The sequence below is a fragment of the Chimaeribacter arupi genome (genome assembly GCF_002858805.1).
In the GTDB taxonomy this organism is placed as follows: Bacteria; Pseudomonadota; Gammaproteobacteria; order Enterobacterales; family Enterobacteriaceae; genus Chimaeribacter; species Chimaeribacter arupi.
Map to the genome: position 1 here is coordinate 1 of NZ_PJZI01000015.1, position 24,207 is coordinate 24,207.

17 protein-coding genes and 4 tRNA genes are annotated in these 24,207 nt (G+C 57.5%); 9 read left to right on the plus strand and 12 right to left on the minus strand.

The window, feature by feature from the left end; genetic code table 11:
* Positions 1-2 precede the first annotated feature (2 nt).
* Both CYR52_RS10505 and CYR52_RS10510 read right to left on the minus strand, forming a co-directional pair.
* A tRNA-Val gene (locus CYR52_RS10505) sits at positions 3-75 on the minus strand.
* A gap of 67 nt (positions 76-142) precedes the next feature.
* Positions 143-218 (minus strand) — tRNA-Val (locus tag CYR52_RS10510).
* A gap of 273 nt (positions 219-491) precedes the next feature.
* Here CYR52_RS10510 and gltX point away from each other — a divergent pair.
* Complete coding sequence (gltX, locus tag CYR52_RS10515) at positions 492-1,907, plus strand: glutamate--tRNA ligase (protein WP_101828537.1); 1,416 nt, start codon at positions 492-494, stop codon at positions 1,905-1,907.
* Between the two features lie 86 nt (positions 1,908-1,993).
* On the opposite strand, the gene CYR52_RS10520 is transcribed toward gltX, so the two are convergent.
* Both CYR52_RS10520 and CYR52_RS10525 read right to left on the minus strand, forming a co-directional pair.
* The gene (locus tag CYR52_RS10520) at positions 1,994-2,368 is read right to left on the minus strand and encodes a YfeC-like transcriptional regulator (RefSeq protein WP_165698451.1); all 375 of its coding nucleotides are present in this window, start codon (positions 2,366-2,368) and stop codon (positions 1,994-1,996) included.
* Positions 2,369-2,526: 158 nt separating this feature from the next.
* Positions 2,527-3,315 carry a formate/nitrite transporter family protein gene (locus CYR52_RS10525; RefSeq protein ID WP_101828538.1) on the minus strand — a complete coding sequence of 263 codons (789 nt, stop codon included), beginning with the start codon at positions 3,313-3,315 and terminating at the stop codon, positions 2,527-2,529.
* 378 nt (positions 3,316-3,693) lie between these two features.
* On the opposite strand from CYR52_RS10525, the gene CYR52_RS10530 reads away from it, so the two are divergent.
* Positions 3,694-3,769 (plus strand) — tRNA-Ala (locus CYR52_RS10530).
* Positions 3,770-3,835: 66 nt separating this feature from the next.
* Positions 3,836-3,911 (plus strand) — tRNA-Ala (locus CYR52_RS10535).
* A 256-nt stretch (positions 3,912-4,167) separates the two neighbouring features.
* Here CYR52_RS10535 and CYR52_RS10540 read toward each other — a convergent pair.
* Positions 4,168-5,355: a NupC/NupG family nucleoside CNT transporter gene (locus tag CYR52_RS10540; RefSeq protein WP_072933146.1), complete on the minus strand. Its 1,188-nt coding sequence runs from the start codon at positions 5,353-5,355 to the stop codon at positions 4,168-4,170.
* Positions 5,356-5,766: 411 nt separating this feature from the next.
* Between CYR52_RS10540 and CYR52_RS10545 the strand changes: the two genes are divergently transcribed.
* A complete protein-coding gene (locus tag CYR52_RS10545) occupies positions 5,767-6,996 on the plus strand; it encodes an Nramp family divalent metal transporter (RefSeq protein ID WP_072933148.1) in 1,230 nt (409 codons plus the stop codon).
* A gap of 86 nt (positions 6,997-7,082) precedes the next feature.
* Here the strand turns inward: CYR52_RS10545 and CYR52_RS10550 are convergent, their stop codons facing one another.
* Both CYR52_RS10550 and mgrA read right to left on the minus strand, forming a co-directional pair.
* The gene (locus CYR52_RS10550; protein ID WP_072933150.1) at positions 7,083-7,442 is read right to left on the minus strand and encodes a DUF2502 domain-containing protein; all 360 of its coding nucleotides are present in this window, start codon (positions 7,440-7,442) and stop codon (positions 7,083-7,085) included.
* 219 nt (positions 7,443-7,661) lie between these two features.
* Positions 7,662-8,651, minus strand: a complete 990-nt coding sequence (gene mgrA / locus CYR52_RS10555; protein WP_072933153.1) for an L-glyceraldehyde 3-phosphate reductase — start codon at positions 8,649-8,651, stop codon at positions 7,662-7,664.
* Between the two features lie 273 nt (positions 8,652-8,924).
* Between mgrA and CYR52_RS10560 the strand changes: the two genes are divergently transcribed.
* The 3 genes from CYR52_RS10560 to glk all read left to right on the plus strand — a co-directional run bounded on the left by CYR52_RS10560 (position 8,925) and on the right by glk (position 12,896).
* Positions 8,925-10,604: an alpha-keto acid decarboxylase family protein gene (locus CYR52_RS10560; protein WP_072933155.1), complete on the plus strand. Its 1,680-nt coding sequence runs from the start codon at positions 8,925-8,927 to the stop codon at positions 10,602-10,604.
* Positions 10,605-10,889: 285 nt separating this feature from the next.
* On the plus strand, positions 10,890-11,582 hold the full coding sequence (locus tag CYR52_RS10565) for an aspartate/glutamate racemase family protein (RefSeq protein WP_101828539.1): 693 nt from the start codon (positions 10,890-10,892) through the stop codon (positions 11,580-11,582).
* A 345-nt stretch (positions 11,583-11,927) separates the two neighbouring features.
* Positions 11,928-12,896 (plus strand): glucokinase, encoded by a 969-nt coding sequence (gene glk / locus CYR52_RS10570; protein ID WP_072933160.1) that lies wholly within the window; start codon positions 11,928-11,930, stop codon positions 12,894-12,896.
* 92 nt (positions 12,897-12,988) lie between these two features.
* Here glk and CYR52_RS10575 read toward each other — a convergent pair whose 3' ends face one another.
* The 4 genes from CYR52_RS10575 to CYR52_RS10590 form a co-directional block, all read right to left on the minus strand.
* Positions 12,989-14,215, minus strand: coding sequence for an L-lactate MFS transporter (locus tag CYR52_RS10575; protein ID WP_072933162.1), 1,227 nt, complete (start codon positions 14,213-14,215; stop codon positions 12,989-12,991).
* Between the two features lie 164 nt (positions 14,216-14,379).
* Positions 14,380-15,135: a LytR/AlgR family response regulator transcription factor gene (locus CYR52_RS10580; RefSeq protein WP_101828540.1), complete on the minus strand. Its 756-nt coding sequence runs from the start codon at positions 15,133-15,135 to the stop codon at positions 14,380-14,382.
* Positions 15,136-15,183: 48 nt separating this feature from the next.
* Positions 15,184-16,875 carry a sensor histidine kinase gene (locus CYR52_RS10585; protein ID WP_101828566.1) on the minus strand — a complete coding sequence of 564 codons (1,692 nt, stop codon included), beginning with the start codon at positions 16,873-16,875 and terminating at the stop codon, positions 15,184-15,186.
* Between the two features lie 111 nt (positions 16,876-16,986).
* Complete coding sequence (locus tag CYR52_RS10590; RefSeq protein ID WP_101828541.1) at positions 16,987-18,234, minus strand: DUF1479 domain-containing protein; 1,248 nt, start codon at positions 18,232-18,234, stop codon at positions 16,987-16,989.
* A gap of 158 nt (positions 18,235-18,392) precedes the next feature.
* Between CYR52_RS10590 and CYR52_RS10595 the strand changes: the two genes are divergently transcribed.
* Together CYR52_RS10595 and alaC are read left to right on the plus strand one after the other, a co-directional pair.
* Positions 18,393-18,917 (plus strand): GNAT family N-acetyltransferase, encoded by a 525-nt coding sequence (locus CYR52_RS10595; protein ID WP_072933172.1) that lies wholly within the window; start codon positions 18,393-18,395, stop codon positions 18,915-18,917.
* Between the two features lie 211 nt (positions 18,918-19,128).
* A complete protein-coding gene (gene alaC / locus CYR52_RS10600) occupies positions 19,129-20,382 on the plus strand; it encodes an alanine transaminase (RefSeq protein WP_072933174.1) in 1,254 nt (417 codons plus the stop codon).
* A gap of 1,896 nt (positions 20,383-22,278) precedes the next feature.
* Here the strand turns inward: alaC and CYR52_RS10610 are convergent.
* On the minus strand, positions 22,279-23,835 hold the full coding sequence (locus tag CYR52_RS10610) for a methyl-accepting chemotaxis protein (RefSeq protein WP_072933176.1): 1,557 nt from the start codon (positions 23,833-23,835) through the stop codon (positions 22,279-22,281).
* Positions 23,836-24,207 lie beyond the last annotated feature (372 nt).

Below are 24,207 nucleotides of genomic sequence, written 5' to 3' on the forward strand. Positions count from 1 at the left end.
GGTGGGCGATGACGGGCTCGAACCGCCGACCCCCTCCGTGTAAAGGAGATGCTCTACCAACTGAGCTAATCGCCCATCTGTCACTGCTGTTTACTTTTTACTGCTTATCAAACGCTTTATCACAACAAGGCCACCTGTAAGATGGTGGGCGATGACGGGCTCGAACCGCCGACCCCCTCCGTGTAAAGGAGATGCTCTACCAACTGAGCTAATCGCCCCCGTCGTGATGGAGTCGCATTATAGGGATAGTTCAAAGTGAGTCAACGCTTTTTCCGGAGAAAATAATCGTTCGCCGCAAAAGTAATCAGGATGCAACATTTATCAGCAGCGCTGCGGCAATTTTGTGCATATCTTTGATGAATGAGCAAAAGGCGGGGGCGTTCAGCGTTGAGGAATCGACATGGAGTGGTAGAATGTTGCCCACTTTTTGGTTCTTTCCGAGCAAGCTGTGGCCCGCGTCGGCTGCATTGCGTAATAAGGCTGTGTTCCCCATGAAAATCAAAACCCGTTTTGCCCCCAGCCCGACCGGCTACCTGCACGTTGGCGGCGCCCGTACTGCCCTTTACTCCTGGCTGTTTACCCGCCACCTGGGCGGCGAGTTTGTGCTGCGTATTGAAGATACCGATCTGGAGCGCTCTACCCAGGAGGCCATCGACGCAATCATGGACGGTATGAACTGGCTGAATCTGGACTGGGACGAAGGCCCGTATTTCCAGACCAAACGCTTTGACCGCTATAACGCGGTGATTGACCAGATGCTGGAGCAGGGCACCGCCTATAAATGTTACTGCTCGAAAGAGCGCCTTGAGGCACTGCGTGAAACCCAGATGGCCAACGGCGAAAAGCCGCGTTACGACGGCCGTTGCCGCCACAGCCATGAACACCATGCCGCGGATGAACCGTGCGTGGTGCGTTTTTGTAACCCGCAGGATGGATCGGTTATCTTTGATGACAAGATCCGTGGCCCGATTGAGTTCAGCAACCTTGAGCTGGATGACCTGATCATCCGCCGCACCGACGGCTCGCCGACGTACAACTTCTGCGTTGTCGTGGATGACTGGGACATGGAAATCACCCACGTTATCCGCGGTGAAGACCACATCAACAACACCCCGCGCCAGATCAACATTTTGAAAGCGCTGGGCGCGCCGGTGCCGGAATACGCCCACGTGTCGATGATCCTGGGTGATGACGGCAAAAAGCTCTCCAAACGCCACGGCGCGGTAGGGGTGATGCAGTACCGTGATGACGGTTACCTGCCGGAAGCCCTGCTGAACTACCTGGTGCGCCTGGGCTGGTCCCACGGTGATCAGGAGATCTTCTCTATTGAAGAGATGAAATCGCTGTTTACCCTGGAAGCGATCAATAAATCCGCCAGTGCGTTCAACACTGAAAAATTGCAGTGGCTGAACCATCACTACATCAACACCATGCCGCCGGAGTATGTGGCCACCCACCTGCTGTGGCATGTAGAGCAGCTGGGCCTGGATACCCGTAACGGCCCGCAGCTGTTTGAAATCGTGACCCTGTTGGGCGAGCGCTGCAAGACGCTGAAAGAGATGGCGGAAGCCTGCCGTTACTTCTATGAAGATTTCAGCGAGTTTGATCCAGACGCTGCGAAAAAACACCTGCGCCCGGTTGCCCGCCAGCCGCTGGAAGCCGTCAAAGCGAAACTGGCTGCCCTGACTGAATGGACGCCGGCCACCGTGCATGACGCGATTCAGGGCACGGCAGATGAGCTGGGCGTCGGGATGGGCAAAGTCGGGATGCCGCTGCGTGTGGCCGTGACCGGTGCCGGCCAGTCGCCGGGCATGGATGTCACGGTGCATGCCATTGGTCAGCGCCGCACGCTGGCACGCATCGACCAGGCCCTGGCCTACATTGCAGAGCGTGAAGCACAGCAATAAGGCAGCGCCAGAAACAGCAAGGCCGGTAAGGAGACTTACCGGCCTTTTTTATCGGCGTGATAGCGCTGAACCGCTGCGACAGGCGGTTATTTCGGCGGCTTGCTGTCCGGATCATCGTTCAGGCCCAGTTTTTCCATCATTCCAGAGATGCCTTCACGCAGAATAAATTGAGTAATCAGATGTTTTTCACGACGGTTAAGACGGGCAAACGTCGCAAACCAGATGTCCCGCGGCTGGCTGGAGGAAGCGAGGTAAGGGGCAGGATCTTCATGCACTGAGCGACTCTTGGCGAGGAAAGGCGCTGCGCTGGCCAGGGAGAATTCATGGGCCCGGCCGCCTTGCACACCGGGGCGCAGGCGCTTTTCCCAGTTCTCTTTCGCCGCCCGTTGATTAATGCTTTGCTCGGTATAGCCGGTCTTCTGTGCCAGCTCTTTTGGAGTGATCCACTCGTCGTTCATCATGCTTCCCTGATGAGGTGAAATTAACGGTTGTCGTAAGTAGATCATTTTACATGATTCACTAACGGGATTGAGGGCATTAAAAAAAGGCGCGATCTGGATCACAAGAAAACTGCCCGCAAAAGCGGGCAGTAAAAGAAGGGGGTAAGCAGGGCGGAAGATCAGCTTTGCAGCTGTTTCACTTCGTTGCCAGGACGATAAGCCAGGAAGTAGATCAGGCCGACAAACCCTGCGCCGCCCACGGCGTTGCCCAGGAATACCGCCACGAAGTTCGGGAAGTAATCCGCCCAGCTCAGTGCACCGGCAAAAATCGCCGCCGGAATGATGAACATATTCGCCACCACGTGCTGGAAGCCGATGGCCACAAACGCCATCACCGGGAACCACATGCCAATCACTTTCCCGCCCATCTCTTTGCTGGCAAAGGAGAGCCACACGGCCAGGCAGACCAGCCAGTTACAGCCGATACCGGAGATAAAGGCGTGCAGGAAGTCAGCGTTGACTTTAGCCTGGGCAATAGACACGGTTTTTGCCAGGAACGCACCTTCTGTCATCCCCAGCATATGGCCGAAGAAGAACGCGACAGCCAGGCTGCCCAGCAGGTTGGCAATGGTCACCCAGAACCAGTTACGCAGAATAGCCAGCCCGTTAATCTGGCGTGAGAACCAGGCGATCGGCAGTGTCATCATGTTACCGGTCAGCAGTTCACCACCGGCCAGCACAGTCAGAATCAGCCCGACCGGGAAAACAGCCGCGCCCAGCAGGCCGCCGAAGGAGCCCCACTGCGGCGGCAGCGTACCGATAACGTGCAGATCAAGCAGGAAACCGGTAGCAATAAAGGCCCCGGCCATAAAGCCCAGAATCAGCAGATTCATGATTGAGGCACGGCTTTTCACCACGCCTGCCTGAACAGCAATTGCGGCAATTTCTTTTGGTGTGTGCAATGACATGTGTAACCCGGATGTAAAAGTTATGATAAAGGCGCGGGCAGTCTAGTATGAGAATTATCTCAAAACAAGCGCGTTTCCTATGCGTGCTAACATTTTTTTAAACTGCCTCTAACTTCATGATCTTAATATGTTGCAATATGTGCGGTTGCCTTTTACATGCGGAATAACAGGGGGACAAAGGGGAATGCTGAGCACAGCAATGCGCTTGCCCGGCGCAGAAACGCGGCAATAGGGCGGTTTCCAGAAGAAGAAATCACTCTGGTTGCGCCCGGTTGGCTGCTTTTTCAACGCTTGAATTAATTATGATATTTAGCCGTTGACAGGATCTGGTGGGTTTCATATTATGCGCCCCGTCCACACGACATGTTGTGTTGATACGGGGCTATAGCTCAGCTGGGAGAGCGCTTGCATGGCATGCAAGAGGTCGACGGTTCGATCCCGTCTAGCTCCACCAACTTTCTTCCCAGAAAGGTTGGTTAAGGACGCCACACCGTCCTGAAAAATGTGTGACCACATCTGTGGGGCTATAGCTCAGCTGGGAGAGCGCTTGCATGGCATGCAAGAGGTCGACGGTTCGATCCCGTCTAGCTCCACCAAATTTAAGAAACCGGCTCAGGCCGGTTTTTTGCTTTCTGGCGTTCCTCATCCCGCGTTGTTTTCGCTCCCTGCGTCGTCCTTAGCATCGCTGCATTGTCACCCGTGGCGCGCCTTCGTTAATCATGCCGTCTACCCACCCATTGCGTTTTCCACTCTCTTTTCCCGTTCTGTTTGCCGTACAACGTTATGCGTCATGCGCCGGGGAGCAGGCATAAAAAAAGGCGCCGCAGCGCCTTTTTAACCTGGGGTCATGCCTTAGCCGAGCACCAGACCAGCAATAGAGGCGGACAGCACACTCACCAGCGTGGAGCCGTACAGCAGCTTCAGGCCGAAGCGGGACACCACATTCCCCTGATGCTCGTTCAGGCCTTTGATTGCACCGGCCACAATCCCGATAGAGGAGAAGTTGGCGAAGGAGACCAGGAACACCGACAGGATGCCTTCTGAGCGCGGGGAGAGGGTATCGGCAATCTTTTGCAGATCCATCATGGCCACGAACTCATTGGACACCATTTTGGTGGCCATAATACTGCCGACCTGCAACGCTTCATGGGAAGGCACGCCCATCACCCAGGCAAACGGGTAGAAGACATAGCCCAGCAATTCCTGGAAGCTATGGCCAAACAGGGTGCTGAACAGGGCGTTGATGGCGGAGATCAGCGCGATAAAGCCGATCAGCATGGCGGCCACGATAATCGCCACTTTAAAGCCGGCCAGGATGTATTCGCCCAGCATCTCAAAGAAGCTCTGCCCTTTGTGCAGCTCACCGAGTTGCAGATCCTGCTCGCCTTCCACTTTATATGGGTTAATCAGCGACAACACGATAAAGGTACTGAACATGTTCAGCACCAGCGCGGCGACCACATACTTGGGTTCCAGCATCGTCATGTACGCGCCGACAATCGACATCGACACCGTGGACATCGCAGTGGCGGCCATGGTGTACATGCGTTTTTCAGACATCTTGCCGAGAATATCTTTATAGGCAATAAAGTTTTCGGACTGGCCCAGGATCAGCGAGCTGACGGCGTTGAAGGATTCCAGTTTCCCCATGCCGTTGACTTTAGACAGCACGGTACCGATCCAGCGGATAACGATCGGCAACACGCGGATGTGTTGCAGAATACCAATCAGAGCAGAAATAAAGACGATCGGGCAAAGCACTTTCAGGAAGAAGAAGGCCAGGCCTTTGTCCCCCATACCACCAAAGACAAAATCGGTGCCCTGAGCGGCAAAACCAAGCAACTTATCAAAGAAGTTAGCGAAACCCTGAATAAACCCTAAACCAATTTCGGAATTCAGGAAGAAATAGGCAAGCAGGACTTCAAGAACCAGTAACTGTGCGATAAAACGTAAGCGGATGTTCTTGCGATCGCGGCTGGCCAGCATGGCCAGGACGGCGACCACAGCCAACGCTAACACAAAGTGCAGTATTCGGGACATGTGTGCTCCAAATTTGAGGCAGGCAATATTTCGGGGGACATTTTATGTAACGGCGACATTAAAAACGAGACATCCCTTGCAAATATAAAAATTCATCTCCGTGAAATCAATCAAATTGCGTATTTCGCTAAGAAAAATCAAGATGTTAAGAAATCCATGTGTCAGGTGAATATCTATGCTAGTTTTATTAATTGCGGTAATACGCGCTGAATTTTGCCGGATTGACTGATTTTACATCGGTAAAACCCTCAAAAAACAGGGGACTCTGTGGCGGTTGACAGCCCGCTGAGCCTTTCTGTATCACTGCGGCCTATCATAGAAATACGTAAAAGTAACAGGGATGCGCTTGATAACGATTCTCATTTACCTGAAGATAACAGGTAAGCACACAATGATTAAGGGTTACACGCTATGCTGAACAGTCGCGCTGATGCAAGCAGCCGCACGTCCAGAAAAATTAAACTCTCCTTAATGGGGCCGGCATTTATCGCCGCCATTGGCTATATCGATCCGGGTAACTTTGCCACCAACATCCAGGCAGGGGCCTCGTTCGGCTATAAATTACTCTGGGTCGTGGTGTGGGCCAACCTGATGGCCATGCTGATTCAGCTGCTCTCTGCCAAACTTGGCATCGCAACCGGCAAAAACCTGGCGGAACATATCCGCGATCGTTTCCCGCGCCCGGCAGTCTGGGCCTATTGGGTGCAGGCGGAAATTATCGCGATGGCGACCGACCTGGCGGAATTTATCGGGGCGGCGATCGGCTTTAAACTGCTGCTTGGCGTGTCGCTGTTGCAGGGGGCCGTGCTTACCGGCATCGCCACCTTTATTATCCTGGCTGTCCAGCGCCGCGGCCAGAAACCGCTGGAGTGGGTGATTGGCGGGTTGCTGCTGTTTGTGGCAGCGGCATACATTGTGGAACTCTTCTTCTCGCAACCCAAAATGGGCGAGCTGGTGAAAGGCATGGCGTTGCCCTCTTTGCCGGGGGCCGATGCGGTGTACCTGGCGGCCGGGGTACTGGGGGCGACCATTATGCCGCACGTGATTTACCTGCACTCTTCACTGACGCAGCGTTCCGGTTCCAGCTCCAAAGCCGATCGTTACTCGTCAACCAAACTGGATGTGGCCATCGCCATGACCATTGCCGGTTTTGTGAACCTGGCGATGATGGCCACCGCCGCCGCCGCGTTCCACTTCAGCGGCCACAGCGGCATCAGTGAGCTGGATCAGGCCTACCTGACGCTGGAGCCGCTGCTCGGCCATGCGGCCGCGACCATCTTCGGCCTGAGCCTGGTGGCCGCCGGCCTCTCCTCCACGGTGGTCGGCACGCTGGCAGGGCAGGTGGTGATGCAGGGCTTCGTCCGCTTCTATATTCCGCTGTGGGTGCGGCGCGTGGTCACCATGCTGCCGTCCTTTATTGTGATCATGATGGGGATGGATGCGACCAAAATTCTGGTGATGAGCCAGGTGCTGCTGAGTTTCGGCATCGCGCTGGCGCTGCTGCCGCTGCTCTCCTTTACCGGCAACCGGGAGCTGATGGGCGAGATGACCAACACCCCGCTGATGCAAAACCTGGGGCGGATCATTGTGCTGGTGGTGATTGGCCTGAACGGCTACCTGCTGCTCAGCATGATGATGTAGCGTAAATCATGCTGTGTGCTGATGAAAAAAGAGAGGCAGGCCAAATGGCCTGCCTTTTTTATTGCTGTGTGTTTTTATTCTGTTAACTAGTGCCAGTGACGGCCGCGGTCATGATGGCGGTCGCGTCCGCCGCGCTCATAGCCCCGTTCATAGCCACGCTCAAAACCGCGCTCGTACCCCCGGCGGCGGTCATGCCCATAGGCATGGCCATGCGGCGGGCCATAAAAACGTGGGCCGTGGTGACGGTAAGGGCGGTGGTGGCGTTCCCACCAGCCGCGGTCACGCCAGCGGCCGCCGTCCCAGTAGTTACCGTGGCGGTCGCGGTCACCGATAGACAGCGAGAAGCCGGGCATCCGCACGCTCAGATTATCTGCCTTGGCAGGTAATACAGCGGGTAACAAGGTAATGAAAAGTGCGCTCAGCAAAAGTGTTTTTAGTTTAACCATTCTTATTATCCTCCAGACCACCTCAGTGGGTGACATAGATATACGACCAATCACCGCTAATCACTATCGGATAACAGGCGATTTTGAATCATTTACCCGTCTTAACAGTTTACTGACAAATGGCATCAAAATGGAGCAATTGTGGAGGAAAAGTAACATGGGGAACGCAGGCGGAGAACAGGCCCGCCGCCCCGGAAAGGCGGTGGGCAGGGTAAGCGGTTACATCAGGATATGGTCAATCTCATCCAGCTCCTGTGGGCTGAATGTCCGGTTTTGCAGCATGCCGACGGCATCATCAATCTGGCTGGTTTTACTGGCACCGATCAGCACTGACGTCACGCGATCGCCGCGCAACACCCAGGCCAGCGCCATCTGTGAAAGCTTCTGCCCGCGCCGTTGCGCCAGCGCATTCAGCGCCCGCACCCGCGCCAGTTTCTCGTCAGTGAGTTGCTCCGGCTTGAGGAACCGGCTGCCGCTGGCAGCGCGCGAGTCCTCCGGGATACCGTGCAGGTAACGGTCAGTGAGCTGGCCGCCGGCCAATGGTGAAAACGCAATAGAGCCGACACCGTGCTCAGCCAGCGTATCCAGCAATTGCGCCTCGATCCCGCGTTCATACATCGAATATTTCGGCTGGTGGATCAGGCAGGGCGTACCGAGTTGAGTCAGGATCTCAAACGCCTGGCGCGCGCGTTCCGCCGGGTAGTTTGACAGGCCGATATAGAGCGCCTTGCCCTGGCGCACCAGCAGATCCAGCGCGGCCATCGTCTCCTCCAGCGGCGTGTCAGGATCGGGGCGATGATGGTAGAAAATGTCGACGTACTCCAGCCCCATGCGGCGCAGGCTCTGGTTAAGGCTGGCAACCAGATACTTTTTCGACCCCCAGTCACCGTAAGGGCCGTCCCACATGGTGTACCCGGCTTTGGAGGAGATGATCAGCTCATCCCGGTAGGGCAGGAAATCTTCTTTCAGAATGCGGCCGAAATTCAGCTCAGCGGAGCCGGGCGGCGGGCCGTAGTTATTGGCCAGATCAAAATGCGTGATGCCGAGATCAAACGCCCGGCGCAACAGCTGGCGGCTGTTCTCAACCAGCGTGGTATCACCAAAATTGTGCCACAGGCCGAGGGAGATAGCGGGCAGCTTCAGGCCACTGCGGCCGCAACGGCGATACTCCATACTTTCATAACGTGCCGGGCTGGCGTGGTACACCATAGTATTCCCTTATCAGTGAAAGAAAAGTTGCACTGTAGTGTAGACGGTTACACCACCGGATGCCGTCGGCAGGATCACAACTTATTGAGCATACTCGCGTTAACGCAATGATCGCCGTGGTCGATGAATCCAGCTTATCCGGCCCGGCTGCGGCACGCTGACGGTGCAACGCTGTAACGCCCGCTTGCCAGGCGACATGCCGGATAAGATTCGCCCGTTTCCCCCGCTCAGCAATACTTAATGCTGGATAAACCTGAAACGGCAGGGGGAGCAATGAGCGAAAAGGTTACGGTGGGTGATTATCTCTTGGCACGGCTGGCGGAGGTGGGGATTGAGCACCTGTTTGGCGTGCCGGGCGACTACAATCTGCAATTTCTCGATCATGTGATTGATAACCCAGGGATCACCTGGGTCGGCTGTGCCAATGAGCTGAATGCGGCTTACGCGGCAGACGGTTACGCACGCTGCCGGGGCGCAGGGGCGCTGCTGACCACCTTTGGCGTCGGTGAGCTGAGCGCGATTAACGGCACCGCCGGCAGTTATGCGGAGTATGTCCCGGTGGTGCATGTGGTCGGTGCGCCGCCGCTCGCGTCGCAACAGCGTGGGGAATGGTTGCATCACTCGCTGGGCGACGGCGATTTCGGCCATTTTGCCCGCATGGCGCAGGAGGTCACTGTGGCACAGGCGCGCCTGACAGTGGACAACGCGCAGGCTGAGATCGACCGGGTGATCACCACCGTGCTGCATACACGCCGCCCCGGCTACCTGCTGCTGCCGAGCGACGTGGCCGCCGCCCCACTGCCGGCACTGCCGCTGCCGCTGGTACGGCGTAAAGAGGAGTGTTCGCCGGAGGCGCTGGCGGCGTTTACTGCCGCAGCCGATGCGCTGCTGAGCCGGGCGGGCGGGGCGGCGGTGCTGGCCGATTTCCTGGCCGACCGTTTTGGCGTGGGTGACGCGTTAAACCGCTGGCTGGCGGAATGCGGGTTGCCGCACAGCACGCTGTTGCTGGGCAAAAGTGTGCTGAATGAGCAAAACCCGGCCTTTACCGGCACCTACGCCGGGGCCGCCAGTGATGAACAGGTACGCCATACGCTGGAAGGGGCGGACGTGATGATCACCGTGGGGGTAAAATTCACCGACACCATTACCGCCGGCTTCAGCCAGCAGTTGCCGCCGGAAAAAACCATCGATCTGCAACCGTTCCAGGCACGGGTGGGTGCGCAGGTGTTTAATCAGCTGCCGATGGCTGAGGCGCTCACCGCCTTGCAACAGGTCGTGGCCCGGCACTTGCCGCGTTGGCAGGGCAACCCGGTGACGCGGCCCGCACTGCCGCCTGCGGAGTCCGGCAGGCTTGACCAGCCGGCATTCTGGCAGGCGATGCAGGCTTTCCTGCGGCCGGGCGATATTCTGGTGGCCGAGCAGGGCACCGCCTGTTTTGGCGCGGCGGCCCTCACACTGCCTGAAGGGTGCCGGATGCTGGTTCAGCCGCTGTGGGGCTCGATTGGCTATACCCTGCCGGCCGCGTTTGGCGCACAGATCGCCCGGCCCGATCGTCGGGTGGTGTTACTGATCGGTGACGGATCGGCCCAGCTGACCGCGCAAGAGCTGGGATCGATGATCCGGGATGGCCTGAACCCGGTAATTATTATCCTCAATAATCAGGGGTATACGGTGGAGCGGGCCATCCACGGCGCCCGGCAGCGCTATAACGATATCGCGCAATGGGACTGGACGCACCTGCCGCGGGCATTGGGCAGCCGCGACGGGCAGGTGGTGGCGCTGCAAGCAGCAGATACCGCGCAACTGCATGACGCCCTGGCCCAGGTGGCGATTGCGGAGCAGTTGGCGCTGATCGAGGTCATCCTGCCGAAAATGGATGTACCGGAACTGCTGCAAGCCGTGACGCAGGCACTGGAGCAGCGTAATGCCGGGAAAACGCCGGCCGCAGAGTAGGGGCTGCCCGGCCCGGTGGGGATCGCTTTCCCCGCCGGGCCAGACGATGAACCCTTCACCCCAGCCGTTGATAGTTACAACATACTTATAAGCGGATGCGCCACACCGGTGCCTGCCTCTCGCTGCGTGATAAAAACTACGTTAAGGTCAGGGCAGGCTATTTGCACAGGACACGCCGCGCATGATCCCCTGTTTAATGGAAAGGGGCGTCCGGCTGCAAACGGGAGGCCGGTAGGGCCTCTTTTCCTTCCCGCCCTGCGAAGTGGGGCATTCTGGAGAGCGGCAATGAAAACACTGGGGCTGATTGGCGGCATGAGCTGGGAATCCACCGTACCGTATTACCGCATGATCAATGAGCAGGTGAAGCAGCAACTTGGCGGCCTGCACTCCGCGCAACTGGTGCTCTACAGCGTGGATTTCGACCGCATTGAGCAGTTACAGAGGCAGGGTGCCTGGCAGGAGGCGGGGCAGTTGCTGGGGGAGGCCGCCGCCGCCCTGCGCCGCGCCGGGGCGGAGGTTGTCGTGCTCTGTACCAACACCATGCATAAGGTGGCGGACGATATTGAGCGCATCGGCGGCCTGCCGCTGCTGCATATTGCGGATGCCACCGCGCAGGCGGTACAACAGCAGGGCATCCGCCGCGTGGCGCTGCTCGGCACCCGTTTTACCATGGAACAGGATTTCTACACCGGGCGGCTTACGCAGCAGGCCGGCCTGGAGGTCATCGTGCCGGACGAGGCTGACCGCGACACCGTGCACCACATCATCTATGACGAACTCTGCCTCGGCATACTCCGTGACGAGTCGCGCGACGCTTACCGCCGCATCATGCAGCGGCTGGAAAGCCGCGGGGCGGGCGGCATCATCCTCGGGTGTACCGAAATTGCGCTGCTGGTGGGTGCACAAGACGCCCAGGTGCCGGTTTTTGACACCACGGCCCTGCACGCCGCCGCCGCTGCCCGTTTTGCGCTGGCCTGACAACCGGGGGCAGGCGGCATCCGGGTTCTGCACCGGAAAGGATGTCGCAAATTCCTAATTATCGCTGCAATCGCCACAAGCCTGATCCATTGTCACCGAAGCAGTATAGGATAGGCGGTCAATGGGCTGGAGCAGCCCCTGTGCGCGTGCCACAACCTGCAAAAAGGGCGGGCAGCGTGCCAACAGAGTGATGACACTTTCACCACCAAACGAAAGTAGAAACTTATTTTTGTGATCAAGATCACTAAAAAGCCAGGGCTTAACCGCCCGGCATTGTTGTTTTGCAGGGGTAAATTTACAGTGTGCGCAGCTAATAACATTCCTTTTCGTGGAGAAGCATCCTCAATGAACAAATATTCCCTGGTGGGCGATGTGGGAGGCACCAATGCCCGTCTGGCGCTATGCGCACTGGAAACGGGTGAGATCTCACAGGCCAAGACCTTCTCCGGCCTGGAGTTCGAGAGCCTGGAGGCCGTGGTCCGCCATTATCTGGCAGAGCATCCGGAAGCGGTGGTCGTGGATGGCTGCATCGCCATCGCCTGTCCGATTACCGGTGACTGGGTCGCGATGACCAACCACACCTGGGCATTCTCCATTGCTGAGATGAAACAGAACCTGGGGTTCAGCCACCTCGAAATCATCAATGATTTTACCGCAGTATCAATGGCCATCCCGATGCTCGGCGAGCAGGATGTCCTGCAATTCGGCGGTAAAAAAGCACAGCCCGGTAAACCGATCGCCATCTACGGTGCCGGCACCGGCCTGGGCGTGGCGCATCTGGTTCATGCCGGCAACCGCTGGCTGAGCCTGCCGGGCGAAGGCGGCCATGTGGATTTCGCGCCGAACAGCGTGGAAGAAGACATTATCCTTGAGCAGCTGCGCACCGAGCTGGGCCACGTCTCTGCTGAGCGGGTGCTCTCCGGGCCGGGGCTGGTAAACCTCTACCGGGCGATTGTGAAAGCGGACGAGCGCCTGCCGGAAAACCTGCAACCGAAAGACGTCACCGAGCGCGCCCTGGAAGACAGCTGCATCGACTGCCGCCGCGCCCTGTCGCTGTTCTGCGTGATCATGGGCCGCTTTGGCGGCAACCTGGCGCTGAACCTCGGCACCTTTGGCGGCGTGTATATCGCCGGCGGCATCGTGCCGCGTTTCCTGGAGTTCTTTAAGGCGTCCGGCTTCCGTGCCGCGTTTGAAGACAAAGGGCGTTTCAAAGATTACCTGGTGGACATCCCGGTTTACATGATCACCCACGAGCAACCGGGCCTGTTGGGTGCCGGCGCGCACCTGCGCCAGTCGCTGGGCGTCATCCTGTAAGCGGACACCGCGCATAAAAAAGCAGAGCCGGGTGGCTCTGCTTTTTTTACGCCTGGGGGTTGGGTTCAGGGCGTGGTTCGCCGGGGCTGCGCTCAGGCATGTTGCCGGTTGCGCAGGGGGGCGGTGGCATGGGAGGTGTCGCCCACCGGCGGTTTGATCATCAGGGTAATCAGCAGAGACAGCACCGACATCACCCCAATCACCAGGAAGGTGGTATGGAAACCGCCGAAGTGCGCCGCCACAAAGGAGCCGGCCAGCGCGCCGAGGCCAAAGCCCTGATACACCAGCCCGTAGTTTTTGCTGTGGTTACGCAGGCCGAAGAAGTCACCGACAATCGCCGGGAACACGGTGATATTGCCGCCGAAGCAGAACGCGATGGCACCGACACAGAGGAAGAACAGTGACGAGGTCAGCGGGATAAAGCTCAGCGTCGCCACCGCCAGCGTGGTCACCAGCAGGGTGAAACTGATCACCCGCATCCGGCCGACTTTATCTGACAGCGCCCCGAGGATGATCCTTCCTGCGGTGTTGAAGATGGCAATCGCTGACACGGTGTTGGCGGCCGTGGCCAAATCCATCCCCGCCAGTTGCACCCCGATATCTTTCACAATCCCAATCAGGTACAGCCCGCTCATACAGGCGGTAAAGAAGATCAGGAACAACAGGTAGGCTTCTTTGGTTTTCAGCATCTCTGCCACGCTGAAATCGGGTTTCCCGGCCTGCGTGTGCTGGGCAGCAGGCTGCGCCGGCACTTTTTTCTCTTTCAGCAGCAGGGAACCGGCAGCGATCAGCGCCATCACAATCACGCCCCAATAGAGGAACGCCTGCGATACCCCTGCCTGCGCAATCAGTTCCGCATTCACATACTTAAACAACAGGCTGCCGGTGCCGAAGGCCCCGACCGACACGCCGGAAATCAGCCCTTTGCGTTCCGGGAACCACTTAATCAGGTTAGAGAGGGTGGTGATGTAGGCGGTGCCGTCGGCGAAACCGACCACGAACCCGGCCAGCAGGTAGAACTGGGTCAGCGAGGTGGCGTAGGCGCTGGCGATAAGCCCGCAGCCCAGCAGCAGCCCGGCCAGCAGCGTCAGGCGGCGGATGCCGAGGCGCTCCTGGAGCCGCCCGGCGAACAGCGTGGCGATGGCGAGTGAGAAACTGGTGATGGAAAAGGTGGTGGCCACATCGCCCAGCGCCCAGTGGAATTTCTCCACCAGCGGCTGGTTAAACAGGCTCCAGGTGTAAATAGTGCCCAGCCCCATCTGCACGATGATGGTACCCATAACGATCAACCCGCGACTTACCGGTTTACTGCTGTTCATGCCGGCCTCCTGATACGCAAACATGGCCCGTTGGGCCAAACTTTACAGGCCGGAGATGTGCAACAACGGGGATCCGGCCCGCCCACTGGAGCCAGTATACGGGCGGGTTTCAAGCCCGCGATCGGATCGGGAATGAGATGCCGTCAGCGCGGAATGAAATGCATTCAGATGCGCATCAGTTGCCGGAATTCTTTGACCTTGCTGCGGCTCACCGGCACTTCAAAGGGTAAATCGCTCAGCCGCAGGATGTAGGTGTTATTGAACCACGGCACAATTTCGCGGATTTTTGACAGGTTTACACAGTAGGAGCGGTGGCAGCGGAAAAAGAATTCGTCCGGCAGGCGGCTGCAAAACTCGGTGATGTTCATCGGCATGGTGAACGCCTCGCGCCGGGTGTAGACCAGCGTCACCTTCTCCTGCGCGGCGGCGTAGTAGATGTCGTTGATGTCAGTGACGATGATGCGCTCATCCTTGATAAGGTTGATGCTGTGGCTGTGGCGCGCCGCCACCGGCTGCTCACCGCCTGCCACCGGCAGCTCACTGGCGGCCTGCCGGTCGCGGCGGAAATGCGCCTCCAGCTTTTGCAGCATAGTGACGATGCGCGCCTCATGGTAAGGCTTGAGGATGTAGTCAAACGCCTCAATCTCAAACGCCTCGGCGGCGTGTTCCTTATAGGCGGTGATGAAAATAATATAGGGCCGGTGGGCAAATTTGCTGATGTTCTGCGCCAGCAGCACCCCGTCCAGCGACGGGATATTGATGTCGAGGAAAATGGCGTCTACCTGGTGGTGTTGCAGGTATTTCAGCACATCCAGCCCGTCGTCGAAGCTGCCCTCCAGTTGGATGCTGCTGTGGGCATTGATCAGGTATTTCAGCTCCTCCTGAGCCAGGAATTCGTCCTCAACAATAATGGCTTTCACATGCTCTCCCCGGTCATAACGCCCGCTCACCGGCCATAACGCCCGGCATCAGGCCAGCGCGGCGTGGTGCTTGCCGCCTTCTTTGGTAATAAAGAACGCAATCTCGGTGCCCGGCGACAACCGGCGGATCTGCAACCCTTCGCCATACAGCAGCGACACGCGGTGATGGACGTTCAGCAGGCCGATTTTATTGCCCGGCATCTCATTGCGCGCCACCCGGTCGATGGTCTCCTGGTTGATGCCGTGGCCGGTGTCCTGCACCGCGACGCGGATGCGGTCACCCACGTGTTTCACGCTTATCGACACCACCCCTTTGCCGCGGCAGGGCTGGATGCCGTGCACAATCGCATTCTCCACCAGCGGTTGGATCAACAGGCTGGGGATCGGCACCGCGATCTCTTCGTCAACGTCATACAGCACCGTGAGCTTGCTGCCGAAGCGCGCCTGTTCAATGGCGATGTAATCCTGCACCTGATGCAGCTCTTTGCGCAGGTCGATCAGCTCGTCATTCAGCTCCAGGTTGTAACGCAGGTAGCGCGACAGGTTGATGATCAGCTGGCGGGCGGTGTCCGGATTAATGCGGATAGAGGAGGAGATGGCGTTCAGCGCATTAAACAGGAAGTGCGGGTTAATTTTGCTTTGCAGCGCGCGCATCTCCGCTTTATTGGCCATCTCCCGCAGTTGCTCGGTACGCGAGACTTCCATCTGGGTGGAAATCATCTGCGACAGCCCGACCGCCATCACCTTCAGCGAATAGGTAATCTTGTGCGCGCGGCAGTAGTAGATCTTCAGCGAGCCGGTCACTTCCCCTTTTTCCCACAAGGGAATGATGATAAGCGAGTGGATCTGCGGCGTACGGTGCATCTCATCGTTGTTCTTGATGGTGATTTTGCCGCGCCGCAGCGTCTCTTTGGTCATCTCGCTGATGATCTCATGGCCGATGTTGTACTGCTCCGCACCGGTGCCGACGTAGGCCAGAATGGTTTTGGTGTCAGTGATGGCGACCGCGTCGGCCTTGATATCACGGCGGATAATGTCGCAGATGGTGGTCAGCGAGGCGTGGTTGATATTGCGGAAATAGGGCAGGGTCTTGTTGGCGATGTCCAGCGCCAGCCGGGCCTGGCGGGCGGCGATCACCTCTTTTTCATCCTCCACGCTCTGCACCAGCAGCACAATCAGGCCGATGCAGGTCGCGCCGAGGATCATCGGCACGGCGATTTTCGAGACAATCTCCAGCCCCAGCGACAGCGGCTGTGCCCACACCACCACCAGCAGCATGGTGAGCGATTCACAGGCCATCCCGGCCGCGATGCCCACCGACCAGCGTTTCTCCTTCAGCACCCGCTGGTGGATAACGCCGGACAGCACCCCGGCGATCACGCTGGTGATAAGGCAGGGAATGGCGGTAATGCCGTGCATGTCGATCGCGTAGCGGTGCACCCCGGCAATCACCCCGGTCACGATGCCGACCCACGGCCCGAACAGGATACCGCCGGACATCACGGCGATCACCCGCACATTGACCAGCGAGCCTTCCACATTAATGCCGGAATAGGTGCTGAACAGCGCAAACAGGGAGAAGATGGCGGTCACCGCGGCCAGTTCACGCGGCGTGTGCTGCTCTTTTTGCAACAGCTGGCGGAAGGGGCGGGTACGGGTCAGGAAGAACAGGCAGATAAGCATCAGCGCGGCGCGGTCAAACACCGCCAGCAACATCTCAAAGACCGAATTTTCGAACATCACATGCACAACAGGCATCCTGTGCCATATCACGGGCTTTCACTATAAAGAAAAGCCACCGGGGGCACCAGCGCCGGTGGCTTTGGGTTTTACAGGGGCGTAACCACAGGGTCAGGCATCGATGCCCATCTGTTGCCGCCCGGCCGGGGTGAGGTCGTCAAGCGTGGCACGGCCGGTGAAATCCACCTCGAAATCATCCGCGGCGAAATCGGGCGGCGAGCGGCCGTCCAGGAAACTCGCGGCCTGCTTCGGCAGGTAGGCGGCATTTTTCTCGCACCACGGCGCGGCGGCGATGTACATCACGTTACTGTCAAATTCGCCGTTATGCTCATTCTCCACGGCGTGGATCACATCGCAGTGCCAGAACACGGTGTCGCCCGGCTCCAGATCAGGGATGGGCGACACCGCCTCCAGCAGCAGCGGGTGCCACTTTTCGGAAATCGACAGCGCGCGGCCCGGCGCGGCGTCACACAGGTCATCCTCCGGCACATCGTCCTGCAACGCCCGCAACAGCACATAGGCCATCGCATTGGCAATCGGGATCAGGTTCAGCGTCCCGGCGTGGGTGCGTTGCGGCGTCAGCGCCGTCCAGCCCTGGAACGTGCGGAACATCGAGCAGACCGCCGGGGAAGGGAACTCACGCGCCTCCGGCCGCCCCTCTGCGGCGAACGGGTTATAGTCGCGCCAGTTCCCGGCGAACACATGGCGGTAAACGTGGCGGAAATTCTCATCCAGCCAGCGCTCCAGTGAGCCGCCGTCCACGTGCGGCGACAGCCCCAGCGACGAGGAGCGCGGCGGGCGGCGGCGGGTACGGTCGGCGTAACTCACCACCCGCTCCGGGTCGAAATGCTGTTTGCCGTTGCTGTCAGCGTCCCACAAACGGTTGAGGAACACCTGCACCGCTTTCATCCGCGCATCCTGGCGCGCCTCAACCTGCGGCTGTGACCAGTAAATGCCGTAAATCTGCGGCTTACTGGCGGCCAGCGTGCCGAAATAGTTGTCTTCTGCCGCGTTTTTCAGCCGCTCGACAAAGTTATTGCCTTCCAGGTAGTCGCCAATCATCTGGTTCCAGCGCTGCGCCTTTTCCCGTGGGAACACCCCGCGGATGGCACAGGCACCGCGCTGGCGGATCAGCGCTTTCTGCTGCTCGCTCACGCGGCCCTGCAAAATATCTTCGGCGTCCAGTTGCGGCACCGGGTTTTCACCGCGTGCCAGCTCACTGCGGATCGCCGTCACCTGCTGGCGGATCGCCTGTTCAACGTCCTGAAAAACGTTTTTATAATCAGGCAGATCGCGGCGGAGCTGCTGTTTGACTTTTCGGATGGCATCGGGAATGTTATCAAGGGTCAGAGCGGCCATAATGCATCTCCAGGGTAGGGGTAACAGGCAAAGTTGTTTTGTTTGTGTTGTACAACTGTTAATCATTATGGGCTGTATTAATGCGAAAGAAAAGGGATTAACTTTCAAATGAAACATCCTCTTTTACGTATGAAGATAACACCCCGGAGGCGTCGGATATGCACCTGAGCACCGCAAGGCTTACCTTACAGACCATGACGGAAGCGGACTGGCCGCTGTTTCTGCAACTGCAACAGGACCCGCGTGTCATGGCATTTGTGGCAGACCCGCGCAGTGAGGCGGCAATCCGCGCCCAGTTTGAGGCCCGGCTGCCGGCGTGGGAGAAAACCAGCCACCACTGGCTCTGCCTGGTGATCCGGGAAAAAGAGAGTGGGGCGGCGCTGGGCGTGACCGGTTTTCTGCCGGAGTGGGAGCCGTTCCGCCAGGCTGAAATAGGGTTCATGATGCTGCCGGACGCGCAGGGGCGCGGATACGCCAGCGAGGCACTGGCCGCCGTGTGCGACTTTGCGTTCGACAGTTGCGGCTTCCACCGGTTGAAAGCGCTGGTGGTCGAAGGCAACCGCGCCTCACGCCGGGTGCTGGAAAAGTGCGGCTTTGAGTGGGAAGGCACCTTACGGGATAACTACCAGCTGGACGGCGAATGGGAAAGCGACTGGCTGATGGCGCGGATAAACCGTGGATAACGGACGCTTTTTACCGGCAGGTAAAAGGGGTTACCGCGGCGCAGACGGAAAAACATCGATAAAAAATTTTTATAGATAAGTGACGTAAATGTAAAAAATAAGTTGCAGTCGGCTCGACAGCCTTTTTCCGCTGCGATAAGGTCATCTTTCGACCGCAACGCGGTCAACGTCGCTCGGACGGTCCGGGCGCTAACGTGACATTGAGGACATCATGGCTGAACCCCGTGCATTACGCCGCTTTACCCGCATTGAACGTCTCCCTCCCTATGTGTTCAACATTACCGCCGAGCTGAAAATGGCGGCCCGCCGCCGTGGTGAAGACATCATCGACTTCAGCATGGGCAACCCGGACGGCCCGACGCCGCCGCATATTGTGGAAAAACTCTGCACCGTGGCACAGCGTGAGGATACCCACGGCTACTCCACGTCCCGCGGCATCCCGCGCCTGCGCCGGGCCATTTCCCGCTGGTACGCGGACCGCTACCAGGTGGAGATTGACCCGGAAAGCGAGGCGATCGTGACCATCGGCTCGAAAGAGGGGCTGGCGCACCTGATGCTGGCAACGCTGGACCACGGCGACACCGTGCTGGTGCCGAACCCCAGCTACCCGATCCATATCTACGGCGCAGTGATCGCCGGGGCGCAGGTGCGCTCCGTGCCGTTGGCCGAGGGCGTCGATTTCTTCGGTGAGCTGGAGAAGGCGATCCGTGAGTCGATTCCGCGGCCGAAAATGATGATCCTGGGTTTCCCTTCCAACCCGACCGCGCAGTGCGTGGAACTGGATTTCTTTGAGCGGGTGGTGGCGCTGGCGAAGCAGTATGACGTGCTGGTGGTGCATGACCTGGCTTATGCCGACATCGTCTATGACGGCTGGAAAGCGCCGTCCATCATGCAGGTGCCGGGCGCGAAAGAGATTGCGGTGGAGTTCTTCACGCTCTCCAAAAGCTACAACATGGCGGGCTGGCGCATCGGCTTCATGGTCGGCAACCCGGAGCTGGTCAGCGCGCTGGCGCGGATCAAAAGCTACCATGACTACGGCACCTTCACCCCATTGCAGGTGGCGGCGATTGCCGCATTGGAAGGGGATCAGCAGTGCGTGCGTGACATCGCCGAGCAGTACCGCCAGCGGCGCAATGTGCTGGTGAAAGGGCTGCATGAGGCGGGCTGGATGGTTGAGAACCCGAAAGCCTCGATGTATGTCTGGGCGAAAATCCCGGCGGCTTACGCCCACCTTGGCTCGCTGGAGTTTGCCAAAAAGCTGCTGGCCGAGGCGAAAGTCTGTGTGTCGCCCGGCATCGGCTTTGGTGACTACGGGGATACCCATGTGCGCTTTGCCCTGATTGAAAACCAGGACCGCATCCGCCAGGCGGTACGCGGCATCAAAGCGATGTTCCGGGCCGATGGCCTGCTGGCGGCCCCTGCCAAAAGCAACGAGCCCGCCGGCAGCAATGAGGCGGCGGGCTAAACCTGCCGGGCTAACCTTACCGGACAAAGAAAAAAGGGCGCAAATGCGCCCTTTTTGTTGGGTAACGTCTCTGTGGCCTTACCGCATCAGCATGGTGAAGGCACCCAGCCAGACGGCCATCATAAACGACACACCCATCACGAAATATTTCACGTCTCTTTCCCCAGAATACAGATGCCGTCAGCAACCCTTGCGATGGCCGCGGCGAAAAATGGTGGGGGCAGCCCCAGGCGTTTACCCGGCTGCCCGGTAACCCGGTTAGAACAGGGAAAACACCAATGCCCAGAACAGAACACAAAAGGTAAAAATGCCAAGCCAGGTTATGCGGCGGCTCATCATAGTGGTTGCCTCGCTGAGAGCAGATATCCCGGATATCGGCCCCGGCCGGGAAAACTTTAGCTGCCCGGCAGCAAATTGTGGTGCCATTCCCCCTTTTGTGGTTAAAGTGCCGCTTAAGCCCAGTTTTATATATAGAAAAAATATAATTGTAGAAGTGATTTATAAGATGGTTTAATGCTTTTAACATTTGGATTAAGCGTCTACTTGTTGTAATGCAACCTGTTCACCCTGAAAGTGCAGTGACGCGGTGTTAAAAGTATTATGAATTTTAATTAAAACTAACGCGATGTCTGTGTATAAAATAGGGGGCTTAGTGGTGGAGCACTGCCCAGGAACAGAATTTCCTGACGATTTACGGCAGATTTAACCGCATTTGCTGAAATCTTGATGAAATTTTTTAATCCTTGCGCTGCAAGAAAAAGCGGCATTGGCATGGCCGGCAGGCAAAATTCCCAGTTTCTGTTTACGCTTATAACATTACCGCCGCGGTTATCATTTTGCGGTGTGCTTTGAATAAGTGTCGACACTTCACCATGGAAAGGCAGCAATTCAGTGAGGCAGTACCGAATGAAGGCAGCAACACCGATAAAATCAATAGCCGGGTCACCACCCTGAAAAAATTGATAACGTGTGGTCGCTGATTAGGGTAGCAATGTCAACACTATGGTCACCGGCGGCAACGTCAGTTGCAGTTATTACCGCGTGACACTTTTTTATGAGTGAGGTACATGAATAATTTTTACTTCATCTGTCAGCATTGTGGAGGTGAAGATTTTGAGTCTTTGGACCAATCTGAAGTTTCCGGTACATCTCCTGTTTATCTGTGTTGTGACTGCGGTCACCAAGTAAATCAAGAGGATATCCATAGGTTTCATTATCTTATCAAAGATGAAAGTATTAGCTGGCTGGTCGAATAGCCGCACTGATCGGTAAAAAAAGTGGGTGTTTATAGCGCATCGCCTGTATTCAGTAATCCCTTTTCTTTTCTCCGGTTATATCTTCTGCTCTTTTCACTTCTCTGAAATTTCCTTTATCTCCGTGAGGGTTATCAAAAGGCTCTGCCTGCCTTGTATAGCCCTCTGGCCCTTCCTGTTTTCAAACATCACCGTGACAGGGATGTCCGGTAACGCTTTACCCCCAGTTATTTTAAGGTCGCTTAGTGCAGTGCATAAGGCTTATTTTTTTAAAGCCGCAAATAAACGCCGGATTAAGGGCTTTATTACCGGATTGATCGCTGCAAATAAATCTATCAATAAATAAAACCGGCAAAAAAACAAAAATGGCGCAGAGTGAGAATAATCCTGCCATTTACCGATGGCCGTGAAGTCGTAATGGAACCGGTTCCTAAGGGGCGGAGTGAGTAAATACGTCGCGAAATGTGATGAAAACCGCTATCCGGCCAGTTGGCTTTGCAGAAGGCCAGAACCTGCTGACGTCACTTATCCGTTAAAGAACACCGGCATCCGCCAACAGGTTCTGTAAACCCTTTCCGTAAACGATTTTTATCAATCAGGAAACCGGCCAGGTCATGGGTGCCGGGCCGGCTTCGTGACATGATCAGACAGCGGAGGTTTTGAACACCGACACTGTCCTGGCCAGATGGTCGGCCTGTTCTTCCAGTGACACCGCCGCCGCAGCCGCCTGCTCAACCAGAGCGGCGTTCTGTTGCGTGACTTCATCCATCTGCGCTACCGCAATGCTGACATGTTCGATGCCGTTGGCCTGCTCATCAGACGCCGTAAAGATTTCGGCCATGATGTCTGACACACGGCGGATGGCGCTGACAATTTCGCCCATGGTGGCGCCGGCATCCGCCACCAGCTCGGAACCCTGGGTGACGCGGGTGTTCGAGGCACCGATCAGTTGCTTGATCTCTTTGGCGGCGTTGGCGCTGCGCTGCGCCAGGGCGCGCACTTCACTGGCCACCACGGCGAACCCGCGGCCTTGCTCACCGGCACGGGCGGCTTCCACCGCGGCGTTCAGCGCCAGGATATTGGTCTGGAAGGCGATGCTTTCGATGGTGCCGATAATATCCACCACATGTCTGGAGCTTTCCGCGATGGCAGACATGGTGGTAACCACCTGTTCCACCACATCACCGCCGCGCACCGCCACCTGCGAGGCATCGGTGGCCAGTGAGCTGGCATGTTGGGCGTTGGCAGTGTTCTGGCGCACCGTGGCAGTGAGCTGTTCCATGCTGGCTGACGTCTCCTCAAGCGAGGCCGCCTGCTGTTCGGTACGGCTGGAGAGGTCAGTATTGCCGCTGGAGACCTCTTTGGCGGCATTATCAATCATGGAGGCGGCCGTCTGGATATCAGACACCACGCGGATCAGTTGCGACTGCATTGTGGCCAGGGCATCCAGCAACATCCCGGTTTCATCGCGGGAGTCCGCCACCAGTACCGAGGTCAGATCCCCTTTGGCGATGGCTTGCGCCGCAGCCACGGCCCGGTGCAGCGGGGCGGTGATGGAGCGGGCCAGCAGGTAACCCAGCGTGATCGCGATGCCCAGCCCAAACAGTGCGCCAAACGCCAGGGTCAGGGTGGTGTGTGTGCGGGTGGATTGCACGGCAATCTGGCGTGCGCCAAGCAGCGACTGCTCCTCACCTGAAACCTCCATAATCACCGCGCGCATGCTGTCCATCTGCGCTTTGCCGGTGTTGGCGCGGAAAGCCGCGAGGAAGGCCTCCGGCGTCATCGCGCCGGTCGTCTGCGCACGGCGGTTATCCAGCAATACCTGGGCGAAAGAGGTGGTCCACTGCTGTTGCTGTTTCAGCAACTGATCCAGGCGATCCTGCTGGGCCGGGTTGTCTGGGGTTAACGCTTTCGCTTTATTGAGGTGTTCGATAAACGCCGCCTGGCCCGTGGTGTAAGGCTGCAACATGGCGTCATCGCCGCTGAGTGCAAAGCCCCGCAAGCCGGTTTCCATATTGACCAGGCTTTCCACCAGCGCACGGCTTTCGTCGATCACCTGGTAAGTGTGGACGTTCCAGTCATTGGCACTGACAATCCGGGAGAAGTTCATATAAAACGATGCGCAGATAATGATAAGAACCGCTACCACGGCACCAAAGGCAGCGATAAATTTTTGACGAATACTGAAATTCTTTAGCATGATTCATTTACCCACGCGTTAAACGTGTATTGAGTCGGTTATCAGGGAAAAGGGCAGACAACAAATCGGCCGGCGTCGGCAATTCTTTAGCGCGGCAAACATATTTAATGGGCAGGCAGGGCAGAACCGCCCTAAATGCTAAAGCAGGGTGATAATTACGCACGTAAAACGCAGGGTTAAGGTTCAGGGAATTATTGATCCAGGCCACACCCGCCGCAGGCTTTCCGGTGAGTGGCGGCAGGGGAGTAACACCCCTATCCCGCTGTTTTTAAATCACGCCGGATTATTTACGCCGGAAATCCCCTAAAAGTATCAGGTATTCACCGCCATTCTGTGTTCCCCCTCTCTTGTTGTTTTATTAGCCGCTACCCA

Bases quoted from the DNA above. Each gene is read 5' to 3' on its own strand.
- gltX (WP_101828537.1), top strand. From the start codon at position 492: ATGAAAATCAAAACCCGTTTTGCCCCCAGCCCGACCGGCTACCTGCAC.
- CYR52_RS10520 (WP_165698451.1), bottom strand. From the start codon at position 2,368: ATGATGAACGACGAGTGGATCACTCCAAAAGAGCTGGCACAGAAGACC.
- CYR52_RS10525 (WP_101828538.1), bottom strand. From the start codon at position 3,315: ATGTCATTGCACACACCAAAAGAAATTGCCGCAATTGCTGTTCAGGCA.
- CYR52_RS10540 (WP_072933146.1), bottom strand. From the start codon at position 5,355: ATGTCCCGAATACTGCACTTTGTGTTAGCGTTGGCTGTGGTCGCCGTC.
- CYR52_RS10545 (WP_072933148.1), top strand. From the start codon at position 5,767: ATGCTGAACAGTCGCGCTGATGCAAGCAGCCGCACGTCCAGAAAAATT.
- CYR52_RS10550 (WP_072933150.1), bottom strand. From the start codon at position 7,442: ATGGTTAAACTAAAAACACTTTTGCTGAGCGCACTTTTCATTACCTTG.
- mgrA (WP_072933153.1), bottom strand. From the start codon at position 8,651: ATGGTGTACCACGCCAGCCCGGCACGTTATGAAAGTATGGAGTATCGC.
- CYR52_RS10560 (WP_072933155.1), top strand. From the start codon at position 8,925: ATGAGCGAAAAGGTTACGGTGGGTGATTATCTCTTGGCACGGCTGGCG.
- CYR52_RS10565 (WP_101828539.1), top strand. From the start codon at position 10,890: ATGAAAACACTGGGGCTGATTGGCGGCATGAGCTGGGAATCCACCGTA.
- glk (WP_072933160.1), top strand. From the start codon at position 11,928: ATGAACAAATATTCCCTGGTGGGCGATGTGGGAGGCACCAATGCCCGT.
- CYR52_RS10575 (WP_072933162.1), bottom strand. From the start codon at position 14,215: ATGAACAGCAGTAAACCGGTAAGTCGCGGGTTGATCGTTATGGGTACC.
- CYR52_RS10585 (WP_101828566.1), bottom strand. From the start codon at position 16,875: ATGTTCGAAAATTCGGTCTTTGAGATGTTGCTGGCGGTGTTTGACCGC.
- CYR52_RS10590 (WP_101828541.1), bottom strand. From the start codon at position 18,234: ATGGCCGCTCTGACCCTTGATAACATTCCCGATGCCATCCGAAAAGTC.
- CYR52_RS10595 (WP_072933172.1), top strand. From the start codon at position 18,393: ATGCACCTGAGCACCGCAAGGCTTACCTTACAGACCATGACGGAAGCG.
- alaC (WP_072933174.1), top strand. From the start codon at position 19,129: ATGGCTGAACCCCGTGCATTACGCCGCTTTACCCGCATTGAACGTCTC.
- CYR52_RS10610 (WP_072933176.1), bottom strand. From the start codon at position 23,835: ATGCTAAAGAATTTCAGTATTCGTCAAAAATTTATCGCTGCCTTTGGT.